The following is a 22400-nucleotide window of genomic DNA, read 5'->3' on the forward strand; positions in this document are numbered from 1 at the left end:
CGCATCCATGTTATTGCGCTTCACCAAGATGCACGGCCTCGGCAACGACTTCATGGTCCTCGACCTGGTCAGCCAGCACGCCCATATCCAGCCCAAGCACGCCAAACAGTGGGGCGACCGCCACACCGGCATCGGTTTCGACCAGTTGCTGATCGTCGAAGCCCCGACCAACCCGGATGTTGACTTCCGCTACCGCATCTTCAATTCCGACGGTTCGGAAGTGGAACAGTGCGGCAATGGCGCGCGCTGCTTTGCCCGCTTCGTCATCGACAAGCGCCTGACGGTGAAGAAGCGTATTCGCGTCGAGACCAAGAGCGGCATCATCGAACTGGATGTGCGCCCCGATGGCCAGGTCACCGTGGACATGGGTCCGCCGCGCCTGGTCCCGCAACAGATTCCCTTCGTGGCCGACGCCGAAGCCCTGAGCTACCCGGTCGAGGTGGACGGCCAGACGGTCGAACTGGCAGCCATTTCCATGGGCAACCCCCACGCGGTGCTGCGCGTCGATGATGTCGCCAGTGCACCCGTACACAGCCTGGGGCCGAAGCTGGAACACCACCCGCGCTTCCCGCAGCGGGTGAACGTGGGCTTCCTGCAGATCGTCGATCGCAAGCAAGCGAAGCTGCGCGTCTGGGAGCGCGGCGCCGGGGAAACCCTGGCCTGCGGAACCGGTGCTTGCGCCGCCGCAGTGGCCGCGATCCGCCAGGGCTGGATGGACTCACCGGTGCAACTCGAACTGCCGGGCGGCCGACTCTCTATCGAGTGGGCCGGCCCGGGGCATCCCGTTATGATGACCGGACCCGCCGTCCGCGTATTCGAAGGACAGGTTCGCCTATGACCGACCAGCATCAGGACCCGCCACAACACCTCGACTCCGAGACGGTGGCGGCCTACCTGCGCCTCCATCCGGAGTTCTTCGTCCAGCATGAAGAGCTGATTCCTGAAATGCGCATCCCGCACCAGCCGGGTGACGCTGTGTCCCTGGTGGAACGCCAGGTGAAGCTATTGCGCGAGAGAAACATCGAGATGCGCCATCGCCTGGCGCAATTGATGGATGTCGCGCGGGAGAACGACCGGCTCTTCGACAAGACCCGCCGCCTGGTGCTCGACCTGCTCGATGCCTCCAGCCTGGAAGAAGTGGTGGGCGCCGTGGAAGACAGCCTGCGGCACGAGTTCCAGGTGCCCTTCGTCAGCCTCATCCTGTTCAGCGAGAGCACCCTGCCGGTAGGTCGGAGCGTTACCGTTGCTGAAGCGCACCAGAGCATCGGTGGACTGCTGGCCGGCGGCAAGACCATCTGCGGCGTACTGCGCGGCCATGAGCTGGAGTTCCTGTTCGGCGCCGAGGAGCGCGACCAGGTCGGCTCCGCTGCCGTGGTCAGCCTGACCTACCAGGGCCTGCACGGCGTACTCGCCATTGGCAGCCCGGACCCGCAGCACTACAAGAGCTCCCTTGGCACCCTGTTCCTCGGCTATATCGCCGAAGTCCTGGCCCGGGTGCTGCCACGCTTCGCCACACCCCTGCGTTCGGTGAGATAGCCCGTCACCACGCACGCCAAGGAAGTCCCATGCAAGCCGACCTGGATGCCTACCTGAATCACCTGCGCAGCGAGCGCCAGGTTTCAGCTCACACCCTGGACGGCTACCACCGCGACCTGCTCAAGGTACGTGCGCTCTGCGAGAAATTCGGCATTGCCGACTGGCAGGGCCTGGACGTCCGCAGCCTGCGCAGCTTTATCGCCCGATTGCACCAGGACGGCCTGTCCAGTCGCAGCCTGGCGCGTCTGCTCTCGGCCGTGCGCGGCCTCTACCAATACCTGATCCGCGAAGGTCGCTGCCGTCACGACCCGGCCAATGGTCTTGCCGCCCCCAAGGGCGCTCGCCGCCTGCCCCGCGCGCTCGACGCCGACCGCGCCCAGCAACTGCTGGACGGTGCCGTTGAGGACGACTTCATCGCCCGCCGCGACCAGGCCATGCTGGAGCTTTTCTACTCGTCCGGTCTGCGCCTGTCCGAACTGGTGGGCCTGGACCTCGACGGCCTCGATTTGTCCGCCGGACTCGTGCGGGTACGCGGCAAAGGCAACAAGACTCGCGAGCTGCCGGTGGGCAGCAAGGCCCGCGAAGCGCTGGACGAGTGGCTGCCGCTGCGCGCCACGACCAATCCGGGGGATCGCGCAGTGTTCATCAGCCGGCAGGGCCGCCGGCTCTCCGCACGCGCCGTCCAGTTGCGGGTGCGCCAGGCTGGAGTGCGTGAACTGGGCCAGCATTTGCACCCGCACATGCTGCGGCATTCCTTCGCCAGTCATATGCTGGAGTCATCCCAGGACCTTCGGGCGGTACAGGAGCTGCTCGGCCACGCCGACATTTCCACCACCCAGATCTACACCCACCTGGACTTCCAGCACCTGGCCTCGGTCTACGATCAGGCCCACCCGAGGGCAAAGCGACGGGGAGCGGACGAATGAGTATTCAGCTGATCACTTTCGACCTGGACGACACCCTGTGGGACAACCGGCCGGTCATCGAGGGCGCGGAATCAGCCATGCGCGACTGGCTGATGGAACACACTCCGGCCCTGGGCACCTTGCCCGTGGAACACCTCTGGGTCATTCGCGGCGAGATCCTGGCTGCAGAACCGAGCCTCAAGCACCGTCTCAGCGAACTGCGCCGCCGCACCCTGCGCCGCGCGCTGGAAGGCGTTGGCTACTCAGCCGAAGATGCCATCGACCTGGCCGAAGGCGCCTTCCAGGCCATGCTCCACGCTCGCCACCGCATCACCTTCTTCCCCGACACCGTACCCACCCTGGAACGCCTGGCCATCCGCTACAACCTGGGCGTGATCACCAACGGCAACGCCGACGTGCGCCGCCTGGGCCTGGCCGATTACTTCAAGTTCGCCCTCTGTGCAGAGGAGCTGGGCATTGGCAAGCCCGATCCGGTGCCCTTCCTCGAAGCGCTCAAGCGTGGCGGTGTCAGCGCGCGGGAAGCCGTACATATCGGCGACCACCCGGCCGACGATATCGAAGGCGCCCGCCGCGCCGGGCTGCGCGCCATCTGGTTCAACCCGCTGGGCAAGGAATGGAGCGGCGAACACCTGCCGGATGCGGAGATCACCAGCCTGCGGGAGTTGCCTGAGGTACTGGCGCGCTGGGCGAAGTGGCACTAGAGAGCCCGCACTTTCGCAGATAAGGTCGCCTGCACACCGATTACGGCGCTTTCTTCCCCTGCACGCATGAAAAAGCCCGCGCAATGGCGGGCTCTTTCGACGGGTGCCGGCCTCAGATGGGGCGGCTGCCGTACTTGCTGTCCGGCTTCTTCGGTGGGTCGGCAACCACATTGGGTTCGACCTCTTGCACCTTGCCACCGCGGGCCAGGAATTCTTCCATTGCCCTGGCCAGGGCATCACGTTCTTTCTGCTTGGCTTCGATGCTGGGCATCTCTTCGACTTCGACCGCGGCCTTGGCCTTCTTCCCAGTGGGGGCAGGGGCCTCGCCATCGTCGTCGCTTTCGCCATCATCGGCTGCAGCCAGCTCTTCGCCGTCTTCCTCGTCGGCCGCTTCCAGCTCGTCTTGTTCCAGTTCTTCGTCGCTCATGTTCTACCTCATGCCTTGCCAAAGCAGGTTAGTTATAGCCCAGCTACGCCAGCTTACTAACGCGGCTGGAAAAAAATCAGGGCGCCTCGCCGTGCAAGGTCGCCAACAGTCGGCGAGCACCACCCTGGTCGCGGTGCTCACCCAGGTAGACACCTTGCCAGGTGCCCATTGCCAGCTGCCCGTCTCGGAGCGGCAGGCTCAGTTGGCAGCCGAGCAGGCTGCCCTTGAAGTGCGCGGGCAGATCGTCCGGCCCTTCATAGTCATGTTCATAGCCGCTTTCACCCTGGGGCACCAGGCGACTGAAGAATCGCTCGAAATCTCGCCGCACAGCGGGATCGGCATTCTCGTTCACCGTCAGGGAAGCCGACGTATGTTGCAGCCAGAGGTGCAACAGACCGACGCGATAGCGCCGCAGTTCCGGCAATGCGGCCAGGATTTCCTCGGTCACCAGGTGGAAGCCACGCGGCTTCGGGCGCAAGGTAATCAGGGTCTGCTGCCACATCCGCAAATACCTGTCTCGGCTTGTACGGCCGGCATTCTAGCGCGGCCGCTGAAAAAGCAAAGGGCGCCTTGCGGCGCCCTTTTAGGCATTTCTGCCGACTTCCCCGTCGGCAGCTGCCGAACAGGGAAATCATCTGCATCAGAGGTTGTAGCCGCGCTCGTTGTGCTGAGCCAGGTCGAGGCCGACGGTCTCTTCCTCTTCGTTGACGCGCAGGCCCATAACCACGTCCAGCACCTTCAGGATCACGAAGGTCACGATGCCGGTGTAGACCACGGTGAAGGCCACACCTTCGAACTGGATGAAGAGCTGGGCGCCGATGTCTTCAACGGTACCGAAGCCACCCAGAGCAGGGGCTGCGAACACGCCGGTCAGCAGCGCGCCGACGATACCGCCGATACCGTGCACACCGAAGGCGTCCAGGGAGTCGTCGTAGCCCAGCTTGCGCTTCAGGCTGGTGGCGCAGAAGTAGCAGACCACGCCGGCCACCAGGCCGATGATCAGGGCGCCCATCGGGCCGACGGTGCCGGCAGCCGGGGTGATGGCAACCAGGCCGGCGACCACACCGGAAGCGATGCCCAGAGCGCTCGGCTTACCGTGGGTCAGCCATTCGGCGAACATCCAGCCCAGGGCGGCGGCGGCGGTGGCGATCTGGGTAACCAGCATGGCCATGCCGGCAGTGCCGTTGGCGGCTACTGCGGAACCGGCGTTGAAGCCGAACCAGCCCACCCAGAGCATGGCGGCGCCGACCAGGGTGTAACCCAGGTTGTGCGGAGCCATCGGAGTGGTCGGATAGCCCTTGCGCTTGCCCAGCACCAGGCAGCACACCAGACCAGCAATACCGGCGTTGATGTGCACCACGGTGCCACCGGCGAAGTCCAGCACGCCCCAATCCCACATCAGGCCGCCATTGCCGCTCCACACCATGTGGGCGATCGGGGCATAGACCAGAGTGAACCAGACGGCCATGAAGATCAGCATGGCGGAGAACTTCATGCGCTCGGCAAAAGCACCCACGATCAGGGCCGGGGTGATGATGGCGAAGGTCATCTGGAAGGTGATGAACACGCTCTCAGGAATCGCGTACACCAGGCTGCTGGTGTTCAGGCCGCTGAGGAAGGCCTTGGACAGGCCGCCCACGAAGGAGTTGAAGTTGATCACTCCCTGTTCCATGCCGGTGGTGTCGAAGGCCAGGCTGTAGCCGTAGACCACCCAGAGGATGCTGATCAGGCCGGTGACGGCGAAGCACTGCATCATCACCGACAGAACGTTCTTGGAACGCACCATGCCGCCGTAGAACAGCGCCAGGCCGGGGATGGTCATGAACAGCACCAGTGCAGTAGCGACGATCATCCACGCCGTGTCACCACTGTTAAGCACGACCTCGTCGGCGGCCATGGCCAGGCCGGGGGTAACGAGGGACAAAAGGGCTCCTAGCCCTGCGGCTTTACGCAGAGTCATGTTGTTTTCTCCTGGGGCGTTGGGGTTCGGAGGCTTAGATCGCGTCTGTGCCGGTTTCGCCGGTACGGATACGGATGGCCTGTTCCAGATTGACGACGAAAATCTTGCCGTCACCGATCTTGCCGGTATTGGCTGCCTTGGTGATGGCCTCGATCACGCGATCCAGTTGATCGTCGGCAATGGCCACGTCGATCTTCACCTTCGGCAGGAAATCGACAACGTACTCGGCGCCACGGTACAGCTCTGTGTGGCCTTTTTGCCGTCCGAAGCCCTTGACCTCGGTGACGGTAATGCCCTGCACACCGATCTCCGACAACGACTCACGCACGTCGTCGAGTTTGAAAGGCTTGATGATGGCGGTGACTAGTTTCATGAAACTCTCTCCCGTGTTTGGTTGACTTGCCCCAGGAAAAACGCGAACCCGGCTCAAGTCTAAGCGCAGTGTCTGGCTTTTGTAATGCATCGGCCCGCCCTGCCTCGGCACGCCGACATCAACCAACCGCTTCTGGCGAAACACTCCCCCGCCTCGCCCGGTGCACCGGAACTGCATCGGTGCATGCGTCGCCCACCTCCAAGCAGATTTCTTGCCAGCTCCGAACAAAGTGCCTTTTTTCAAGCAGATACTGGCCGAATGCCGGTTCGGAGAGACCGGAACCGCACCCTGATCGCACCAAAGCAGTGCGCAACGCCCCAGCATCCTGCTCAAAAAGTGTGCGCCGCCCATCGCCAGTCCGGCCCCCGGGAGCACCGTGGTAGACTGCCGCCCATTCACCTACGGAAACCCACCATGCTGCCGCCCAAAGCCCTGCTCGATACCCTCGCCGCCACTGCCTCGCGCTTGTTCAGCAGCGACAGCCCGCTGCCCCGCGCCGAGGTCGAGACCCAGTTCAAGGCTTTGCTGCAGAGCGCCTTCGGCAAGCTTGACCTGGTCAGTCGCGACGAGTTCGACAGCCAGATGGTGGTCCTCGCCCGCACTCGCGCACGCCTGGAAGCCCTGGAAGCCAAGGTCGCGGAACTGGAAGCCAAGTTGAACCCGCCGCCGGCGGAGTGATCCCGCTCCGGCCCGGCGGACCGATCAAGGAGTGATCAATGTCCCTGGCCATCGTCCACAGCCGCGCGCAGGTCGGCGTCGAAGCCCCTGCCGTGACCGTCGAAGCCCACCTTGCCAATGGCCTGCCGTCCCTGGCCCTGGTGGGCCTTCCGGAAGCGGCCGTAAAGGAAAGCAAGGACCGTGTGCGCAGCGCGATCCTGAACAGCGGGTTCGACTTCCCGCCCCGCCGCATCACCCTCAACCTCGCCCCGGCTGACCTACCGAAGGATGGCGGCCGGTTCGACCTGGCTATTGCACTCGGTGTGCTCGCCGCCAGCGGCCAACTACCGGCCAATGCCCTGGAAGAGGTCGAGTGCCTGGGAGAACTGGCGCTCTCCGGGGCTCTGCGCCCAGTTCAGGGTGTACTGCCCGCCGCGCTGGCCGCTCGTGCCGCCGGGCGGACCCTGGTGGTACCCAAGGAGAACGCGGAGGAAGCCAGCCTCGCCAGCGGCCTCAAGGTGCTGGCCGCCGCGCACCTGCTGGAACTTACCGCACACTTCGCCGGCCATACCCCGCTCGCCCCCTATCAGCCCAGGGGCTTGCTGGAGGAACGACCGCCCTACCCTGACCTCGCCGACGTCCAGGGCCAGGCAGCCGCCAAACGCGCCCTGCTGGTGGCCGCAGCCGGAAGCCATAACCTGCTCTTCTGTGGGCCTCCCGGCACCGGCAAGACCCTGCTTGCCAGCCGCCTGCCCGGCCTGTTGCCGCCCCTGGGAGAGCAGGAGGCACTGGAAGTGGCCGCCATCCATTCGGTCGCCAGTCACGCGCCTCTGCAGTCCTGGCCCCAGCGACCCTTTCGACAACCGCATCACAGTGCGTCGGGCGCCGCGCTGGTCGGTGGCGGCAGTCGACCCAAACCGGGGGAAATAACCCTGGCGCATCAGGGGGTGCTGTTCCTTGACGAGCTGCCAGAGTTCGACCGGAAGGTGCTGGAAGTTCTGCGTGAGCCGCTGGAAAGTGGCGAAATCGTCATCGCCCGTGCCCATGACAAGGTGCGCTTCCCGGCGCGCTTCCAACTGGTGGCGGCGATGAACCCATGCCCCTGTGGATATCTGGGTGACCCCGGTGGCCGCTGCCGCTGCACCCCAGAACAGATTCAGCGCTACCGCGCCAAGCTGTCCGGCCCCCTGCTCGACCGAATCGATCTGCACCTGACCGTCGCCCGCGAATCCACCAGCCTGGAGCCACCGGCCAGCGTAGGCCCGGGCAGTGCGCAAGCCGCGTCCGAAGTGGCTCGGGCACGGCGCCTGCAGCTTCAGCGGCAGGGCTGCGCCAACGCGTTCCTCGACCTGCAGGGCCTGCGTCGGCACTGCGCCCTGGACGCCTCCGACCGCGCCTGGCTTGAAGACGCCTGCGAGCGCCTGAACCTGTCCCTGCGCGCCGCCCACCGCATCCTCAAGGTGGCGCGAACCCTGGCCGACCTGGAACAGGCCGGGAAGATCGCCCGCCATCATCTCGGAGAGGCCCTGCAATACAGGCCCGAGGCACTGACCTGAAGCAATGAAAGCTATTGATCAAATACCGATAAGAGACTTTATCTATCATCTTTGCTAGAATACTGCGCCTTCCGCCCTTGGCGGCCATCCGATTAAAAGGAGAGCTAGCTCAATGGAGGCACGTTCGTCTTCGCAATCCACCCTCAATCCGCCGGTTTTTTTCGGCTCCGCCTTCCTCATCATTGCCCTGGTGCTCTACAGCACCCTGGCCCGCGAACAGGCCCAGACGCTGTTTGGCCACATCCAGGACTGGATCGTCGTCAATGCCAGCTGGTTCTACGTCCTGACCGTGGCGCTGATCCTCATCACCGTGGTCTTCCTCGCGGTCAGTCGCTTTGGCGACATCAAGCTCGGCCCTGACCACAGCCGCCCCGAGTACCGCAACAGCTCCTGGTTCGCCATGCTGTTCTCCGCGGGCATGGGCATCGGCCTGATGTTCTTCGGCGTTGCCGAACCGCTGATGCATTACGCCAACCCGCCAGTGGGCGATGCCAACACCGTCGCCGCCGCCAAAGAGGCGATGAAGCTGACCTTCTTTCACTGGGGCCTGCACGCTTGGGCGATCTACGCCATCGTCGCGCTGATCCTGGCGTTCTTCTGCTTCCGCCACGATCTGCCGCTGACCCTGCGTTCGGCGCTCTACCCATTGATCGGCGACCGCATATACGGCCCCATCGGCCACGCTGTGGATATCTTTGCCATCCTCGGCACCGTGTTCGGCGTGGCCACCTCCCTCGGCTATGGCGTACTGCAGATCAACAGCGGCCTCAACCACCTGTTTGGCCTGCCGGTCAGCGTGCCGGTACAGCTGGGGTTGATCGCTGGCACCTGCGCCCTGGCCACCCTGTCGGTAGCCAGTGGACTGAACCGGGGGATCAAGATCCTCTCCGAGCTCAACCTGGTGCTGGCCGTGATCCTGCTGGCCGTGGTGCTGGTGCTGGGGCCTACCGTGTTCCTGCTGAAGACCTTCGTACAGAACACCGGCGGCTACCTGTCGGAGATCGTCAGCAAGACCTTCAACCTGTACGCCTATGAATCCAGCGACTGGATCGGCGGCTGGACCTTGCTCTACTGGGGCTGGTGGCTGTCCTGGTCGCCCTTCGTCGGGCTGTTCATCGCGCGCATCTCCCGCGGACGCACCATCCGCCAGTTCGTCTCCGGCGTACTGTTCGTTCCAGCCGGCTTCACGCTGCTGTGGATGACGGTGTTCGGCGACACCGCCATTCACATGGTGCTGCAAGACGGCGTCCACAGCCTGCTGGACACCGTGGCCCAGGACAGCTCGCTGGCGCTCTTCGCCTTCCTCGAGCAGTTCCCCTTCGCTTCGCTGTTGTCCATGGTTGCGGTACTCATGGTGGTGGTGTTCTTTGTCACCTCCGCCGACTCCGGCGCCCTGGTGGTCGACATGCTGGCCTCCGGCGGCCGCGAGGTGACGCCACTCTGGCAGCGCCTGTTCTGGTCGATCCTGATAGGCGTGGTGGCCATGGCACTGCTGGTGGCCGACGGCCTCAAGGCCCTGCAGACCGCGACCATCGCCAGCGCCCTGCCCTTCGCCGTGGTGCTGCTGGCGGCTACCTGGGGCTTGCTCAAGGCCCTGCGCCTGGACGCCACCAAGCGCGGAATCCGCTACCAGGCACTCAATCTCTCCCGCCCGGCCCAGCGCCAGCAGGGTGGCTGGCAACGACGCCTGCGCAACATCCTGATGTTCCCGCGTCGCAGCCATGTCACCCGTTTCATCGACGAAGTGGTGCGCCCGGCATGCCTCGAAGTGGCCGAGGAGCTGCGCAAGCAGGGCTATGGGGTCGAGGTGCAGAATGGCGAGGACGGGCGCTGCAAACTGAACGTCGGCCACGGCACCGAGGTGGACTTCAGCTACGAGGTGCGCCCCCGCGCCCTGCCTCTGCCGCGTTTCGTTGCGCGTGACAATGGCGAGGAGAGCGTCGACTCACGCAAGTACTTCCGCGCCGAGGTGTACCTGCGTGAAGGCGGGCAGGACTACGACGTGATGGGCTGGAGCCGTGACGAAGTGATCGGCGACCTGCTCGACCAGTACGAAAAGCACCTGCACTTCCTGCATGTCGTCCGCTGAGGCCATGTCCACTGTAGGGGCGGACTCATTCGCCCCTACAGGCCAGCGGAAACATTTATCCACAGCCTGACGCAGCCCCACCGACGCCAGGCTGCGATACTCGCCGCCTCGTTTCACGGAGTCCGGCATGACCAGCCTCAACCTCGGCCCACTCGCCATCCCCATGCAGCATGCGCTGCTCTACCTTGGTTTCTTCGCAGCGCTGCTGGCCGGCTGGGTAGCCGGGCGCAAGCACAAGACCAATCCCGAGGGTGCGCTGTTCGCCATGCTGATCGGCGGCCTGCTGGTGGCGCGACTGGCTTTCGTCGGACAGTACTTCGAGCAGTACGCCGCAGCGCCCCTGAGCCTTGTGGATATCCGCGACGGTGGCTTCCTCCTCTGGCCGGGCCTGCTCGCCGCCGCCCTCGTCGGTGGTGTACTCGCCTGGCGCAGACCGGTCCTGCGCCAGTCGCTGGCCATTGCCGTGCTGGTGGGAGGCAGCCTCTGGGGCAGCGGCCAGGCACTGGTTTCAGCCCTGGAGCGCAGTCGCCAGCTACCGGCACTGAGCCTGATGGACCTGCAGGGCAACCCGGTGGAACTACGTGAACTGGATGGCCGCCCCCTGGTGATCAACCTCTGGGCCACCTGGTGCCCGCCCTGCCGTCGCGAGATGCCGGTGCTGGTTGCCGCGCAGAAGGCGCACCCCGACGTGCGTTTCATGCTGGTGAACCAGGGCGAGCACGCCGAGGCCGTGTCCCGCTATCTCACCGAACAGGGCCTGGCGCCTCGGGAAGTGGTGCTCGACAGCGGCAATCGCCTGGGCCAGGCCACTGGCTCCTTCGGCCTGCCCACCACCCTCTTCTACGACGCCAATGGAAGGCTGAACCATAGCCACATGGGCGAACTTTCCAGCGCCAGCCTCGAGCACGGGCTACGCCAGCTGCCCTAACCCAGCAGTTCCACTTTCGGAAGCTGCATGGCCGCCACTTCCGCCTGCAGAAAGTCACGCAGCCGGCGCAAACGATCCTGGCCGCTGCGGGCGCGCGGCCAGACCAGGTAGTAACTTTCTCCGCTAGCCACGGCTGTCGGCCAGGGCAGGCCAATGCGCCCTTGGGCGACATCCTCGGCCACCATGAACAGATCACCGATGGATACCCCGTAACCCCGGGCGGCAGCGACTATGCCCAGCTCCAGGGTGTCGAACACCTGCCCGCCCTTGAGCGTGACCTCGTCGTCGAGCTCCATGCGCTGGAGCCAGCGGCGCCAGTCGCGGCGGTCCGGCGTCGGGTGCAGCAGTTCGGTTCCCTGCAGACGCGCCAGGCCCCAGGGTTCGGTGGCCTGCGACGGCTCGCAGACTGGAATCAGCCATTCGCTGAACAGCACGGTTACCTCCCAGTCCTGGCTGAAATGGCCGTCGCTGAGCAACACCGCGCAATCGAAGGGCTCGTGCTGAAAGTCCACCTTGTCCACATCCATCCAGGCGCTGGTGAGCTGCACCTCGATGTCCGCGTTGAGAGGGCGGAAGCGGCTGAGGCACGACAGCAGCCAGCGCATGGTCAGGGTGGACGGTGCCTTCAGGCGCACGGTGGCGTCGTCGACACGCAGGGTGGTGCAGGCCCGCTCCAGGCTATCGAAACCGTCGCGCAGTCCGGGCAGCAGCATGCGCGCCGGCTCGGTGAGCTGCAGGGAGCGCCCCTGACGCTCGAACAGGCGGCAGGCGAAATGATCTTCCAGGGTACGGATGTGCCGACTCACCGCGCTCTGGGTGATGGCCAGCTCCTCGGCGGCGCGGGTAAAGGACGCGTGACGGGCGGCGGCCTCGAAGGCACGCAGAGCGTAAAGCGGCGGCAGGCGACGCGACATATGCCTATACCTATGAGTCAAAGTCATGGATCGCATCATTTTTTTCCTTTTGTGCCGATCGATCAAGGCTCAGAGAATTGCGGAATCCACAGACGGCCACAGGAACAGTCCGGCACGTCGAAAAAGTGAGCCTTACTCATGCCACAAAGCATTCGCAGCGAACTCATGGCCATCCTGCGCCTGGCTGGCCCGCTGATCGCGGCCCAGTTGGCCCACGTGCTGATGGTCTTCACCGATACCGTGATGATGGGCCTGCTCGGCCCCGAAGCACTGGCTGGTGGCGGCCTGGGCGCGGCCAGCTATTCCTTCGTATCGATCTTCTGCGTCGGGGTCATCGCCGCCGTGGGCAATCTGGTTGCCATCCGACATGGCGCGGACGACGCAGCCGGCGCCACCCGCCTCACCCAGAGCGGCCTCTGGCTGGCGTTCGCCATGGCACTGGCCGCCGGCCTGCTGCTGTGGAACCTCAAGCCCATCCTGCTCGCCTTCGGCCAGGCGCCGGAGAGTGTGGAGGGCGCCATGCAGTTCCTTTCCACGCTGGTTTTCGCCCTGCCCGGCTATCTCGGCTTCATGGCCCTGCGCGGCTTCACCAGCGCCATCGGCCGGCCCGGCCCGGTCATGGCGATCAGTATCGGCGGCGCCCTGGCCAACTTCCTGCTCAATTACGTGCTAATCCACGGCATGTTCGGCCTGCCGCGCCTCGGGCTGGCCGGTATCGGCCTGGTCACCGCAGGGGTGATGAACGGCATGGCGCTGCTCCTCGCCTGGCACATCGTGCGCAACCCGGCCTACGCCACCTATGCGCTGGGGCGTGGCCTGCTGCGACCCTCCCGCGAGGCGCTGGCCGAGCTGATGCGCCTGGGCCTGCCCATCGGCGGCACCTACGCGGTGGAGTCCGGTCTGTTTGCCTTCGCAGCCCTGTGCATGGGCGCGCTCGGCAACACCCAGCTGGCGGCGCACCAGATCGCCATCCAGTCGGTGTACGTAGCCTTCATGGTGCCGGTCGGGATCTCCTACGCGGTGACCTTCCGCATCGGCCAACACTACGGCGCCGGTCGGCTTGAGGAAGCGCGCCGCGCCGGGCGCCTGGGGATCGGCTTCGGCGCCGGCTGCATGCTCGCGTTCGCAGTGCTGTTCTGGGTAGCACCGGAATGGGTGGTGGGGCTGTTCCTCGATCGCCACGCCGCCGAGTATCAGGACATCGTGCGACTCGCCGTGAGCCTGTTGGCAGTGGCCGCCTGGTTCGAACTGTTCGATGGCATCCAGACCATCGCCATGGGCGCGATCCGAGGCCTCAAGGACGCCAAGACCACCTTCCTGGTCGGTCTCGGCTGCTATTGGCTGGTGGGCGCGCCGGCAGCCTGGCTACTGGCCTTCCCCCTGGGCTGGGGTGCTACCGGCGTCTGGTGGGGGTTGGCGCTGGGACTGGCCTGCGCTGCGCTGGGACTGACCCTGGGCTTCGAGTGGAAGACCGCACGATTACTGCGGCCAGACGGGTTATCCACAGCCCCTCGGCGCCCGCTCGTGACCCTACGAGTCTTCAATCGCGAATGAATTCGCACACAGCGGTCAGGACTCCTGGCTGGCAAACAGCGCCTGGCGCGCACCGAACACCAGAAAGCGTGCCAGCTCGGCCAGCGGCAAGGGCCGACTGATCCAGTAGCCCTGGGCCTGGTCGCAGCCGAATTGGCGGAGCAATGCCAGTTGTTCGGCGCTTTCCACGCCCTCGGCCACGACTTCCAGCTTGAGGTTCTGCGCCAGGTTGATCATGGCCTTCACCAACAGGCGATTCTCCGGACGATCATGCATGCCGCCGACGAAGCTCTTGTCGATCTTCAGCAGTGCAATGGGCAGGCTGTTGAGGTGGACGAAGGAGGAGAAGCCGGTGCCGAAGTCGTCCAGGGAAAAGCGCACGCCCAGCCGCCCCAGGGCGTCCATGGTCTGGCGCACCTGTTCGCTGCGGCGCATCACGGCGGTTTCGGTGAGCTCGAATTCCAGCCAGCGGGCATCGACACCGCGTTCGTGGATCAACCGGCTCAAAGTGGAAAGCAGCTGGCTGTCCTGGAACTGGCGGAACGACAGGTTCACCGCCATGTGCAGCGGCGGCAGACCGCGTCCGCGCAGCCACTGCATATCGCGCAGGGCACGGGAGATCACCCAGTAGCCCAGCGGTACGATCAGGCCGCTTTCTTCGGCCAGCGGCACGAACTCATTGGGCGTGAGCAGGCCGCGTTCGCTGTGGCGCCAGCGCACCAGGGCTTCCAGGCCCAGGATGTTGCCGGTCTTCAGGCAGAGCCGTGGCTGGTAGTGCAGCTCCAGCTCGTCCCGGCGCAGCGCCCGACGCAGCTCGCTTTCCAGGTCGGCGCGGCTGCGGGCACTGTGATTGATGCGCTCATCGAAGACATGGAAGGTGCAGCCCTGGCTGGCCTTGGCCTGCTGCATGGCGATGTGGGCGTGCCACATCAGTGGGTCGGCACCTTCGCTGCCTCGGGAATGGGCGATACCCAGGCTGCAGCCGAGCAACAAGCTCTCGCCGTCTACCTGGTAGGGTTCGGCCAAGGCCTCGGCGATACGCTCGGCAACTCGCTCGGCGCGAGCCGGGTCGCGACGGGTATCCAGCAGCAGGGCAAATTCATCGCTGCCCAGGCGCGCTACCTGGTCGCCAGCGCGGAGCTGGGCCTTGAGCCGCGCGACCACTTGCAGGATCAGACGGTCACCGGCCTGATAGCCGAGGGCGTCGTTGGCATGGCGGAAGTTGTCCAGATCCAGGTGACCGAGTGCCAGACCGCGCCCGTCGTACTCCACCAGCCGCGCGGCCAGCAAGGTCTGGAAGCCCTGGCGGTTGGCAATGCCGGTGAGCGGGTCCTGCTCGGCCAGGCGTTCCAGCGCGTGCTGCAGGTTACGTCGCTCGCGGACATGACGCAGGGTGCGACGAAGGGTGTCGGCACTCAGGTGTTCGCGCACCAGCCAGTCGCTGACGCCCTGGGGAGCTTCGTCCGGTTCTTCTTCCAGCAGCAGGATGATGGGCAGTGGGCAACGCCCGGCCGAGGGCAATCGGGCCGGAGTACAAAGCACCAGGGCACAACCCAGGTCGCCCACCAAACTGCTGGCAGCGTCCCAGGAAGCGGCGGTAATCAAGGGGGATGCGCTGCCCATCGCGGAAAGCATTTCGCGAAAAAGTTCGGCCCAGGCCGGCGTTTCCGCCAGCAGGAGCATGCGCATGGGCTCAACGAGCGCGGACAAATGACCTCCCCGGGGTCACAGATAGTGCGGCACTTTCCCGCCAGACTGCGCCGTTATCGGCGTCGTTCTTACCACGCATCCCTACGTGATCTTCGCCAATTCGCCGACAAAGACGGCACCATCGTACTGGCTGCACGGAAATTTCCAAGCTCAACCCACCAGCAATCTCGCTTGTATCACAGTTGCCCAGAGGTACTTCGGTACAACCCGGCCGGCCTGCTAGAATGCGCGGCCATTCGCCTTGATCCAGCCCCAGCATGTCCCGACTCAACCCCCGGCAGCAGGAAGCCGTGAACTACGTCGGTGGTCCGCTCCTTGTGCTCGCCGGTGCAGGCTCCGGCAAGACCAGCGTGATCACCCGGAAGATCGCCTACCTGGTGCAGCAGTGCGGGATCCGCGCGCAGCACATCGTCGCGGTGACCTTCACCAACAAGGCGGCGCGCGAGATGAAGGAGCGCGTCAGCACCCTGCTGCGCGGCAGCGAGGGCAAGGGCCTTACGGTTTCCACCTTCCACAACCTCGGCCTCAACATCATCCGCAAGGAACACGCGCGCCTGGGCTTCAAGCCCGGGTTCTCGATCTTCGACGAGTCGGATATCAAGGCGCTGCTGACCGACATCATGCAGAAGGAATATGCCGGGGATGATGGCGCCGACGAAATCAAGGGCTACATCGGCAACTGGAAGAACGACCTGATCCTGCCCGAGGAAGCGCTGGCCAAGGCGCGCAACCCGAAGGAACAGACCGCCGCCGTCGTCTATATGCACTACCAGCGCACGCTCAAGGCGTACAACGCGGTGGACTTCGACGACCTGATCCTGCTGCCGGTGAAACTGTTCCAGGACAACCCGGACATCCTGGAGAAGTGGCAGAACCGCGTGCGCTACATGCTGGTGGACGAATACCAGGACACCAACGCCAGCCAGTACCTGCTGGTGAAGCTGCTGGTGCAGCACCGTGCTCAGTTCACCGTGGTGGGTGACGACGACCAGTCGATCTACGCCTGGCGCGGCGCGCGGCCGGAAAACCTGATGCAGCTGAAGGAAGATTTCCCGTCGCTGAAGGTGGTGATGCTGGAGCAGAACTATCGCTCCACCAGCCGCATCCTCAAGTGCGCGAACATCCTCATCGCCAACAACCCCCACGTGTTCGAGAAGCAACTGTGGAGCGAGATGGGCGTGGGCGATCCAATCCGGGTGATCCGCTGCCGCAACGAGGACGCCGAGGCCGAGCGCATCGCCATGGAGATTCTCACCCTGCACCTGCGCACCCAGCGGCCCTACAGCGAGTTCGCCATCCTCTACCGGGGCAACCATCAGGCCAAGCTGATGGAGCTGAAGCTGCAGCACCACCAGATTCCGTATCGGCTGTCCGGGGGCACCAGCTTCTTCGGGCGCCAGGAAGTGAAGGACCTGATGTCCTACTTCCGCCTGCTGGTAAACCCGGACGACGACAACGCCTTCCTGCGCGTGATCAACGTGCCGCGCCGGGAGATCGGCTCCACCACCCTGGAGAAGCTTGGCAACTACGCCACCGAGCGCGGCATCTCGATGTTCGCGGCAAGCGACGAAATGGGCCTGAGCGAACACCTGGACAGCCGCTTCACCGACCGCCTGCAGCGATTCAAGCGCTTCATCGACGGGGTGCGCCAGCAGTGTGCACAGAACGATCCCATCGCCGCCCTGCGCAGCATGGTGATGGATATCGACTACGAGAACTGGATTCGCCAGAACGCCTCCAGCGACAAGGTCGCTGACTTCCGCATGGGCAACGTCTGGTTCCTCGTCGACGCCCTGAAGAACACCCTGGAGCGTGATGAAGAAGGCGGCATGACCATCGAGGAAGCCATCGCCAAGCTGGTGCTGCGCGACATGCTCGAACGCCAGCAGGAGGAAGAGGAAGGCGCCGACGGTGTGCAGATGATGACCTTGCACGCTTCCAAGGGCCTGGAATTCCCCTACGTCTTCATCATGGGCGTGGAAGAAGACATCCTCCCCCACCGCTCCAGCATCGAAGCCGACACCATCGAGGAAGAACGCCGCCTGGCCTACGTGGGCATCACCCGCGCGCGGCAGAATCTGGCCATGACCTTCGCCGCCAAGCGCAAGCAGTACGGCGAGATCATCGATTGCTCACCCAGCCGCTTCCTCGAGGAATTGCCTCAGGAAGACCTGGAATGGGAAGGCATGGACGATGCCCCCGTGGAGGTGAAGGCCGCGCGCGGCAACACCGCCCTGGCGGACATCCGTGCCATGCTGAAGAAGCCGTAATTAAAGAACCCCGGCGCAGACCGGGCCATACATGAGGGTAATGGCGTGGAAGCGCTGAAACAGAAGATTCGCGAAGAAGGCATCGTACTGTCCGACCAGGTCCTGAAGGTCGACGCCTTCCTCAATCACCAGATCGATCCGCGTCTGATGCAGCAGGTGGGCCATGAGTTCGCCGAACGCTTCCGCAGCCAGGGCATCACCAAGATCGTCACGATCGAAGCCTCCGGCATCGCGCCAGCCGTGATGGCCGGCCTGGAACTGGGCGTGCCGGTGATCTTCGCCCGCAAGTACCAGTCGCTGACCCTGAAGGACAACCTCTACATTTCCAAGGTGTTCTCCTTCACCAAGCAAAGCGAAAGCACCATCGCCATCTCGGCCAAGCACCTGACCGCCGCCGACCACGTATTGGTGATTGATGACTTTCTCGCCAACGGCCATGCCGCCAAGGCCCTGCTGGATCTGATCGGCCAGGCCGGCGCCAGCGTCGCGGGGCTGGGCATCGTCATCGAGAAATCCTTCCAGGAAGGCCGTGGCCTGCTGGAAAGCGAGGGCTACCGGGTCGAGGCGCTGGCACGGGTGGCCTCGCTCACCGACGGCCAGGTCACCTTCCTCGACTGAAAGACTGCGACAACAGGTCGCAGCGAACAGGCATGAAAAAGCCGCCCTTGGGCGGCTTTTTACTCATCGATGGCGGCGAAGTTACAGGCCGGACATCTTCTTGATGGCTTCTTTCAGCTCATCGTCGGTGCAATCGGCGCAGGTGCCCTTCGGCGGCATGCTGTTGATACCGGAGATGGCCTTGGCCAGGATGCCGTCGAGACCGCCTTGGTGGTCAGCACGCTCTTTCCAGGCAGCGGTATCGCCGATCTTCGGCGCGCCCAGCACGCCAGCGGTGTGGCAAGCGCCACAGTGCTTGGCGATGATGTCGTCCGGCGTACGCGCACCGCCGCCAGCAGCGGCTGCTACGGCGCCAACGCCCTTGCATTCCTGACCCATGACGCAGACCTCGCCTACCGGCTTGATGCGCTCGGCAACGGCGTCGTCGGTCGCGGCCTGGGCGCTAACAGCCCACAGGGCCAATACGGCAGCGTGGGCCGCCAGCATCTTCTTGATTAGGTTCACCCTTACACCCTCATCGTGGCTAGTTTCGCCCGCGGCCACGGTTTCGCGAGCGGGCGCAAGTATATACGGTTAGTTCGCCACGCTGAAACAACCCAACTTGTCGCAGGGACATGGGCGTGGCGTTTTTGGAATTCAGAAGTTCGCCGGCGTGGTCGCGCTGATCAGGCGTGCCGGAGCATCGAACGGATTGCGGAAGCGGTGCGGTTTGCTGCTTTCGAAATAGTAGCTGTCGCCCGGTTCGAGGATGTACACCTCGCTGCCGATGGTCAGCTCCAGACGGCCCTCAACCAGCATGCCGGCCTCTTCACCTTCATGGGCGTACATCTCGTCGCCGGTATCAGTGCCCGGCGGATAGGTCTCGTCGAGAAAAGCCAGGGCGCGGCTGGGATGGGCCTTGCCCACCAGCTTCATGGTGATGGCGCCGCTGCAGATATCGGTGAGTTCGGAAGCCCGATAAACCACCTGGACCTGGTTTTCCTGCTCAAGATCGAGGGAGAAGAACTCCACCAGCGACATGGGAATACCCCCCAGCACCTTCTTCAGCGAACTGATGGAGGGGCTGACACTGTTTTTCTCGATCATGGAAATGGTGCTGTTGGTGACACCCGCGCGCTTGGCGAGCTCACGCTGGGACAGGCCTTTCAGCTTACGGATGGCTTGCAGTCGTACACCGACGTCCAATGGCGGGATCCTCCTTGGGGATCAGGGGTAGTCACGGTCGCCGTATCATGGCAACAGCGTTCAGTATTTACAACACGCGGGCCGTCAATACTGCGCGAACTTTCCCCGTCCCAAGAAAAATCTCAGTAAAAGCAATGAGCTAGTAAACAACGTCGGCGAAATGATCGTTTTCCTGATCACTCGCCATCCACGCCGGTGATCAGCTATAGACGAGCGGCACCCGGCGCAGATTGCAGAAGATCTGATAGGGAATCGTTCCAGCATGGGCAGCCACATCGCTGGCCAGAACTTCGTTGCCCCAGAGTTCGACGCGGCTGCCAAGGCCGGCGTTGGGCAAGTCGGTGAGGTCGACGGTGAGCATGTCCATGGACACCCGGCCGATCAGTCGGCTCGGCTGGCCGTCGATGCTCACCGGAGTGCCGGTGGGCGCGTGGCGCGGATAGCCGTCGGCGTATCCCATGGCGACCACGCCGACGCGGGTCGGGCGCTCGGTGACGAACTTCGCACCGTAGCCAACCGGCTGGCCGGCGGGCAGCTCGCGCACGCTGATGACCTTCGATTCGAGGGTCATCACCGGCTTCAGGCTGTCTGCCAGCGAATGCGGCTGCTCGAAGGGGGTCGCGCCGTAGAGCATGATGCCGGGGCGCACCCAATCACTCGGCACCTGCAGCCAGCCAAGGACGGCCGGCGAGTTGCGCAGGCTGACCTCCGCTTCGAGGCCGGCACGAGCCTGCTCGAAAACGGCAACCTGCTCGATGCTGCTAGGGCAGTCCAGCTCATCCGCGCGGGCGAAGTGGCTCATCAGTACGATCTTCTCGACCTTTGCGCTGGTGGAAAGGCGCTGCCAGGCATCGCGGTACTCGGCAGGGTGCAGCCCGACGCGGTGCATACCCGAATCCAGCTTGAGCCAGACGGTCAGCGGCTTGCGCACGGCAGCGCGCTCGATGGCTTCCAACTGCCAGTTGGAATGCACCACTGTCCAGAAGTCGTGCTCTTGAATCAGCGCCAGTTCATCAGCCTCGAAGAAGCCTTCCAGCAGCAGGATCGGCTTGCGGATGCCGGCCGTGCGCAGTTGCAGCGCCTCTTCGATGCAGGCCACGGCAAAGCCATTGGCCTCGGATTCCAGAGCCCGGGCGCAGCGCACCGCACCATGTCCATAAGCATCGGCCTTGACCACGGCGAGCGCCTTGGCACCGCTGACTTCGCGAGCTAGGCGGTAGTTGTGGCAAAGGGCTTCGAGATCGATCAGGGCACGGGCGGGACGCATGGCGAGGACTTCTTCTAAATGATCGGGTGGAAAAAACCCGGCGCGAACGCCGGGCTGAGCAAGAAACTTAAGGAAGCGCGGCGACGACCGTCATTTCCACCAGCACGTCGGGCGAGTACATCTTCGCTTCGACGCAGGCACGGGCCGGGGCAGCGCCCTTCGGCACCCAGGCATCCCACACCGCGTTCATCGCGGCGTAGTCCGCCTCCATATCCTTCAGGTAGATGGTCACCGACAGGATGTTGCTCTTGTCGGTACCGGCTTCGGCCAGCATCGCGTCGATAGCGGCCAGGGTTTCGCGAGTCTGCTGGCCGATGCCCGCACTGTGTTTCTCATCCAGTTGGCCAGCCAGGTAGACCGTGCCGTTGTGGATGACGACTTCGCTGTAGCGGGTTTCAGTGCGCAGGCGCTGGATTGACATTGTTCGGGGTCTCCTTGGAATTGCCGTAGCGGAAGATGTCCAGGCCGTCGGCGCGGATTTCCGGACGCTTGCGCGCCATCAGGTCCGCCAGCAGGCGGCCGGAGCCGCAGGCCATGGTCCAGCCAAGGGTACCGTGTCCGGTGTTGAGGAACAGGTTGCGGAACGGAGTGGCGCCCACGATCGGGGTGCCGTCCGGAGTCGCCGGGCGCAGGCCGGTCCAGAAGCTTGCCTGGGAGAGGTCGCCACCTTCAGGGTAGAGGTCGGCGGTGATCATCTCCAGGGTGTCGCGGCGAGCCGGATTCAGGTCCAGGTTGAAGCCGGTGATCTCGGCCATGCCGCCCACGCGGATGCGGTTGTCGAAGCGAGTGATGGCGACCTTGTAGGTCTCGTCGAGAATGGTCGAGGTCGGCGCCATGGCCTGATTGATGATCGGCACGGTCAGCGAATACCCCTTGAGCGGATAGACCGGAGCCTTGATGCCGAGCGGCTTGAGCATTTGCGGGGTATAGCTGCCGAGGGCGAGCACATAGCGGTCTGCGGTTTCCAGCTTGCCGTCGATCCACACGCCGTTGATGCGGTCGCCGGCGAAGTCCAGGCGCTCGATGTTCTGACCGAAGCGGAATTCCACACCCAGCTTCTCCGCCATCTCGGCGAGGCGGGTGGTGAACATCTGGCAGTCGCCGGTCTGGTCGTTGGGCAGGCGCAGGGCGCCGGCCAGCTTGTGCTTGACCTTGGCCAGGGCCGGTTCGACGCGGGCGATGCCATCGCGGTCGAGCAGCTCGTAAGGCACGCCGGAGGCTTCGAGGACGGCGATGTCCTTGGCCGCGGCGTCTACCTGGGCCTGGGTGCGGAACAACTGGGTTGTGCCGAGGGCGCGGCCTTCATAACTGATGCCGGTTTCAGCGCGGAGCTCGTCGAGGCAGTCGCGGCTGTACTCGGAAAGACGCACCATGCGCTCCTTGTTCACGGCATAGCGGGAGGCGGTGCAGTTGCGCAGCATCTGCGTCATCCACAAGTACTGGTCGATGTCGCTGGTGGTGCGAATGGCCAGCGGCGCGTGCTGCTGCAGCATCCATTTGACGGCTTTCAGCGGCACGCCGGGCGCCGCCCAGGGCGATGCATAACCGGGGGAAACCTGGCCAGCGTTGGCGAAGCTGGTTTCCATGGCCACGGCGTTCTGGCGGTCGACTACGACCACCTCGAACCCTGCTTGGGCCAGGTAATAGGCGCTAGTCGTACCAATCACACCACTGCCAAGGACCATCACTCGCATGTCTGTCTCCACTCGCAACGGGGATTCCGCTGCGTTTGTTATTTTGAGCGTCGTTG

The 22400-nt window shown here is 64.4% G+C and carries 22 protein-coding genes; 11 read left to right on the top strand and 11 right to left on the bottom strand.

Going from position 1 to position 22400, the window contains the following annotated elements; all coding sequences use genetic code 11:
• Nucleotides 1–7: 7 nt before the first annotated feature.
• Genes dapF through G559_RS0103190 form a run of 4 tightly spaced genes read left to right on the top strand, consistent with a single transcriptional unit; the run spans nucleotide 8 to nucleotide 3163 of the window.
• Entirely contained in the window at nucleotides 8–838 is an 831-nt protein-coding gene (gene dapF, locus G559_RS0103175) for a diaminopimelate epimerase (RefSeq protein ID WP_028626861.1), read from the top strand.
• Nucleotides 835–1536, top strand: coding sequence for a DUF484 family protein (locus tag G559_RS0103180; protein WP_028626862.1), 702 nt, complete (start codon nucleotides 835–837; stop codon nucleotides 1534–1536). Before dapF ends, G559_RS0103180 begins: the two co-directional genes overlap by 4 nt.
• A 29-nt stretch (nucleotides 1537–1565) precedes the next feature.
• A complete protein-coding gene (gene xerC / locus G559_RS0103185; RefSeq protein WP_028626863.1) occupies nucleotides 1566–2462 on the top strand; it encodes a tyrosine recombinase XerC in 897 nt (298 codons plus the stop codon).
• A complete protein-coding gene (locus G559_RS0103190; RefSeq protein WP_028626864.1) occupies nucleotides 2459–3163 on the top strand; it encodes an HAD family hydrolase in 705 nt (234 codons plus the stop codon). Before xerC ends, G559_RS0103190 begins: the two co-directional genes overlap by 4 nt.
• A gap of 112 nt (nucleotides 3164–3275) precedes the next feature.
• Here the strand turns inward: G559_RS0103190 and sutA are convergent, their stop codons facing one another.
• From sutA to glnK, 4 genes are all read right to left on the bottom strand, one after another.
• Nucleotides 3276–3590 (bottom strand): transcriptional regulator SutA, encoded by a 315-nt coding sequence (gene sutA / locus G559_RS0103195; RefSeq protein WP_028626865.1) that lies wholly within the window; start codon nucleotides 3588–3590, stop codon nucleotides 3276–3278.
• A gap of 76 nt (nucleotides 3591–3666) precedes the next feature.
• The gene (locus G559_RS0103200) at nucleotides 3667–4092 is read right to left on the bottom strand and encodes a secondary thiamine-phosphate synthase enzyme YjbQ (RefSeq protein WP_028626866.1); all 426 of its coding nucleotides are present in this window, start codon (nucleotides 4090–4092) and stop codon (nucleotides 3667–3669) included.
• 138 nt (nucleotides 4093–4230) lie between these two features.
• Nucleotides 4231–5550: an ammonium transporter gene (locus G559_RS0103205; protein ID WP_028626867.1), complete on the bottom strand. Its 1320-nt coding sequence runs from the start codon at nucleotides 5548–5550 to the stop codon at nucleotides 4231–4233.
• Between the two features lie 34 nt (nucleotides 5551–5584).
• Complete coding sequence (glnK, locus tag G559_RS0103210; RefSeq protein ID WP_003457590.1) at nucleotides 5585–5923, bottom strand: P-II family nitrogen regulator; 339 nt, start codon at nucleotides 5921–5923, stop codon at nucleotides 5585–5587.
• Nucleotides 5924–6337: 414 nt separating this feature from the next.
• Here glnK and G559_RS0103215 point away from each other — a divergent pair, with 414 nt between their 5' ends.
• The 4 genes from G559_RS0103215 (at nucleotide 6338) to G559_RS0103230 (ending at nucleotide 11153) form a co-directional block, all read left to right on the top strand.
• Nucleotides 6338–6601, top strand: coding sequence for an accessory factor UbiK family protein (locus G559_RS0103215; RefSeq protein WP_028626868.1), 264 nt, complete (start codon nucleotides 6338–6340; stop codon nucleotides 6599–6601).
• 38 nt (nucleotides 6602–6639) lie between these two features.
• Nucleotides 6640–8136 (top strand): YifB family Mg chelatase-like AAA ATPase, encoded by a 1497-nt coding sequence (locus G559_RS0103220; protein ID WP_028626869.1) that lies wholly within the window; start codon nucleotides 6640–6642, stop codon nucleotides 8134–8136.
• 112 nt (nucleotides 8137–8248) lie between these two features.
• Complete coding sequence (locus tag G559_RS0103225) at nucleotides 8249–10225, top strand: BCCT family transporter (RefSeq protein WP_028626870.1); 1977 nt, start codon at nucleotides 8249–8251, stop codon at nucleotides 10223–10225.
• 127 nt (nucleotides 10226–10352) lie between these two features.
• Nucleotides 10353–11153, top strand: coding sequence for a TlpA disulfide reductase family protein (locus G559_RS0103230; RefSeq protein WP_028626871.1), 801 nt, complete (start codon nucleotides 10353–10355; stop codon nucleotides 11151–11153).
• On the opposite strand, the gene G559_RS0103235 is transcribed toward G559_RS0103230, so the two are convergent.
• Nucleotides 11150–12067 (bottom strand): LysR substrate-binding domain-containing protein, encoded by a 918-nt coding sequence (locus tag G559_RS0103235; RefSeq protein ID WP_028626872.1) that lies wholly within the window; start codon nucleotides 12065–12067, stop codon nucleotides 11150–11152. The two genes, G559_RS0103230 and G559_RS0103235, sit on opposite strands and share 4 nt — an antisense overlap.
• A gap of 138 nt (nucleotides 12068–12205) precedes the next feature.
• On the opposite strand from G559_RS0103235, the gene G559_RS0103240 reads away from it, so the two are divergent.
• On the top strand, nucleotides 12206–13621 hold the full coding sequence (locus tag G559_RS0103240) for a NorM family multidrug efflux MATE transporter (protein ID WP_028626873.1): 1416 nt from the start codon (nucleotides 12206–12208) through the stop codon (nucleotides 13619–13621).
• Between the two features lie 15 nt (nucleotides 13622–13636).
• On the opposite strand, the gene G559_RS0103245 is transcribed toward G559_RS0103240, so the two are convergent.
• On the bottom strand, nucleotides 13637–15310 hold the full coding sequence (locus G559_RS0103245; RefSeq protein ID WP_028626874.1) for a putative bifunctional diguanylate cyclase/phosphodiesterase: 1674 nt from the start codon (nucleotides 15308–15310) through the stop codon (nucleotides 13637–13639).
• A gap of 257 nt (nucleotides 15311–15567) precedes the next feature.
• On the opposite strand from G559_RS0103245, the gene rep reads away from it, so the two are divergent.
• Together rep and G559_RS0103255 are read left to right on the top strand one after the other, a co-directional pair.
• Nucleotides 15568–17580, top strand: a complete 2013-nt coding sequence (gene rep, locus G559_RS0103250) for a DNA helicase Rep (protein WP_028626875.1) — start codon at nucleotides 15568–15570, stop codon at nucleotides 17578–17580.
• A gap of 45 nt (nucleotides 17581–17625) precedes the next feature.
• Nucleotides 17626–18198: a xanthine phosphoribosyltransferase gene (locus tag G559_RS0103255; RefSeq protein ID WP_028626876.1), complete on the top strand. Its 573-nt coding sequence runs from the start codon at nucleotides 17626–17628 to the stop codon at nucleotides 18196–18198.
• 81 nt (nucleotides 18199–18279) lie between these two features.
• Here the strand turns inward: G559_RS0103255 and G559_RS0103260 are convergent, their stop codons facing one another.
• The 5 genes from G559_RS0103260 to dadA form a co-directional block, all read right to left on the bottom strand.
• The gene (locus tag G559_RS0103260) at nucleotides 18280–18702 is read right to left on the bottom strand and encodes a c-type cytochrome (protein WP_028626877.1); all 423 of its coding nucleotides are present in this window, start codon (nucleotides 18700–18702) and stop codon (nucleotides 18280–18282) included.
• Between the two features lie 132 nt (nucleotides 18703–18834).
• The gene (locus G559_RS0103265) at nucleotides 18835–19383 is read right to left on the bottom strand and encodes a cupin domain-containing protein (RefSeq protein WP_028626878.1); all 549 of its coding nucleotides are present in this window, start codon (nucleotides 19381–19383) and stop codon (nucleotides 18835–18837) included.
• A gap of 199 nt (nucleotides 19384–19582) precedes the next feature.
• Nucleotides 19583–20650, bottom strand: a complete 1068-nt coding sequence (alr, locus tag G559_RS0103270) for an alanine racemase (RefSeq protein WP_028626879.1) — start codon at nucleotides 20648–20650, stop codon at nucleotides 19583–19585.
• 67 nt (nucleotides 20651–20717) lie between these two features.
• Entirely contained in the window at nucleotides 20718–21071 is a 354-nt protein-coding gene (locus G559_RS0103275; RefSeq protein WP_028626880.1) for a RidA family protein, read from the bottom strand.
• Nucleotides 21046–22344 carry a D-amino acid dehydrogenase gene (dadA, locus tag G559_RS0103280; protein WP_028626881.1) on the bottom strand — a complete coding sequence of 433 codons (1299 nt, stop codon included), beginning with the start codon at nucleotides 22342–22344 and terminating at the stop codon, nucleotides 21046–21048. Before dadA ends, G559_RS0103275 begins: the two co-directional genes overlap by 26 nt.
• Nucleotides 22345–22400: the final 56 nt, after the last annotated feature.

Origin of the sequence: Metapseudomonas resinovorans DSM 21078 (assembly GCF_000423545.1) — a bacterium.
GTDB classification, from domain to species: Bacteria; Pseudomonadota; Gammaproteobacteria; order Pseudomonadales; family Pseudomonadaceae; genus Metapseudomonas; species Metapseudomonas resinovorans.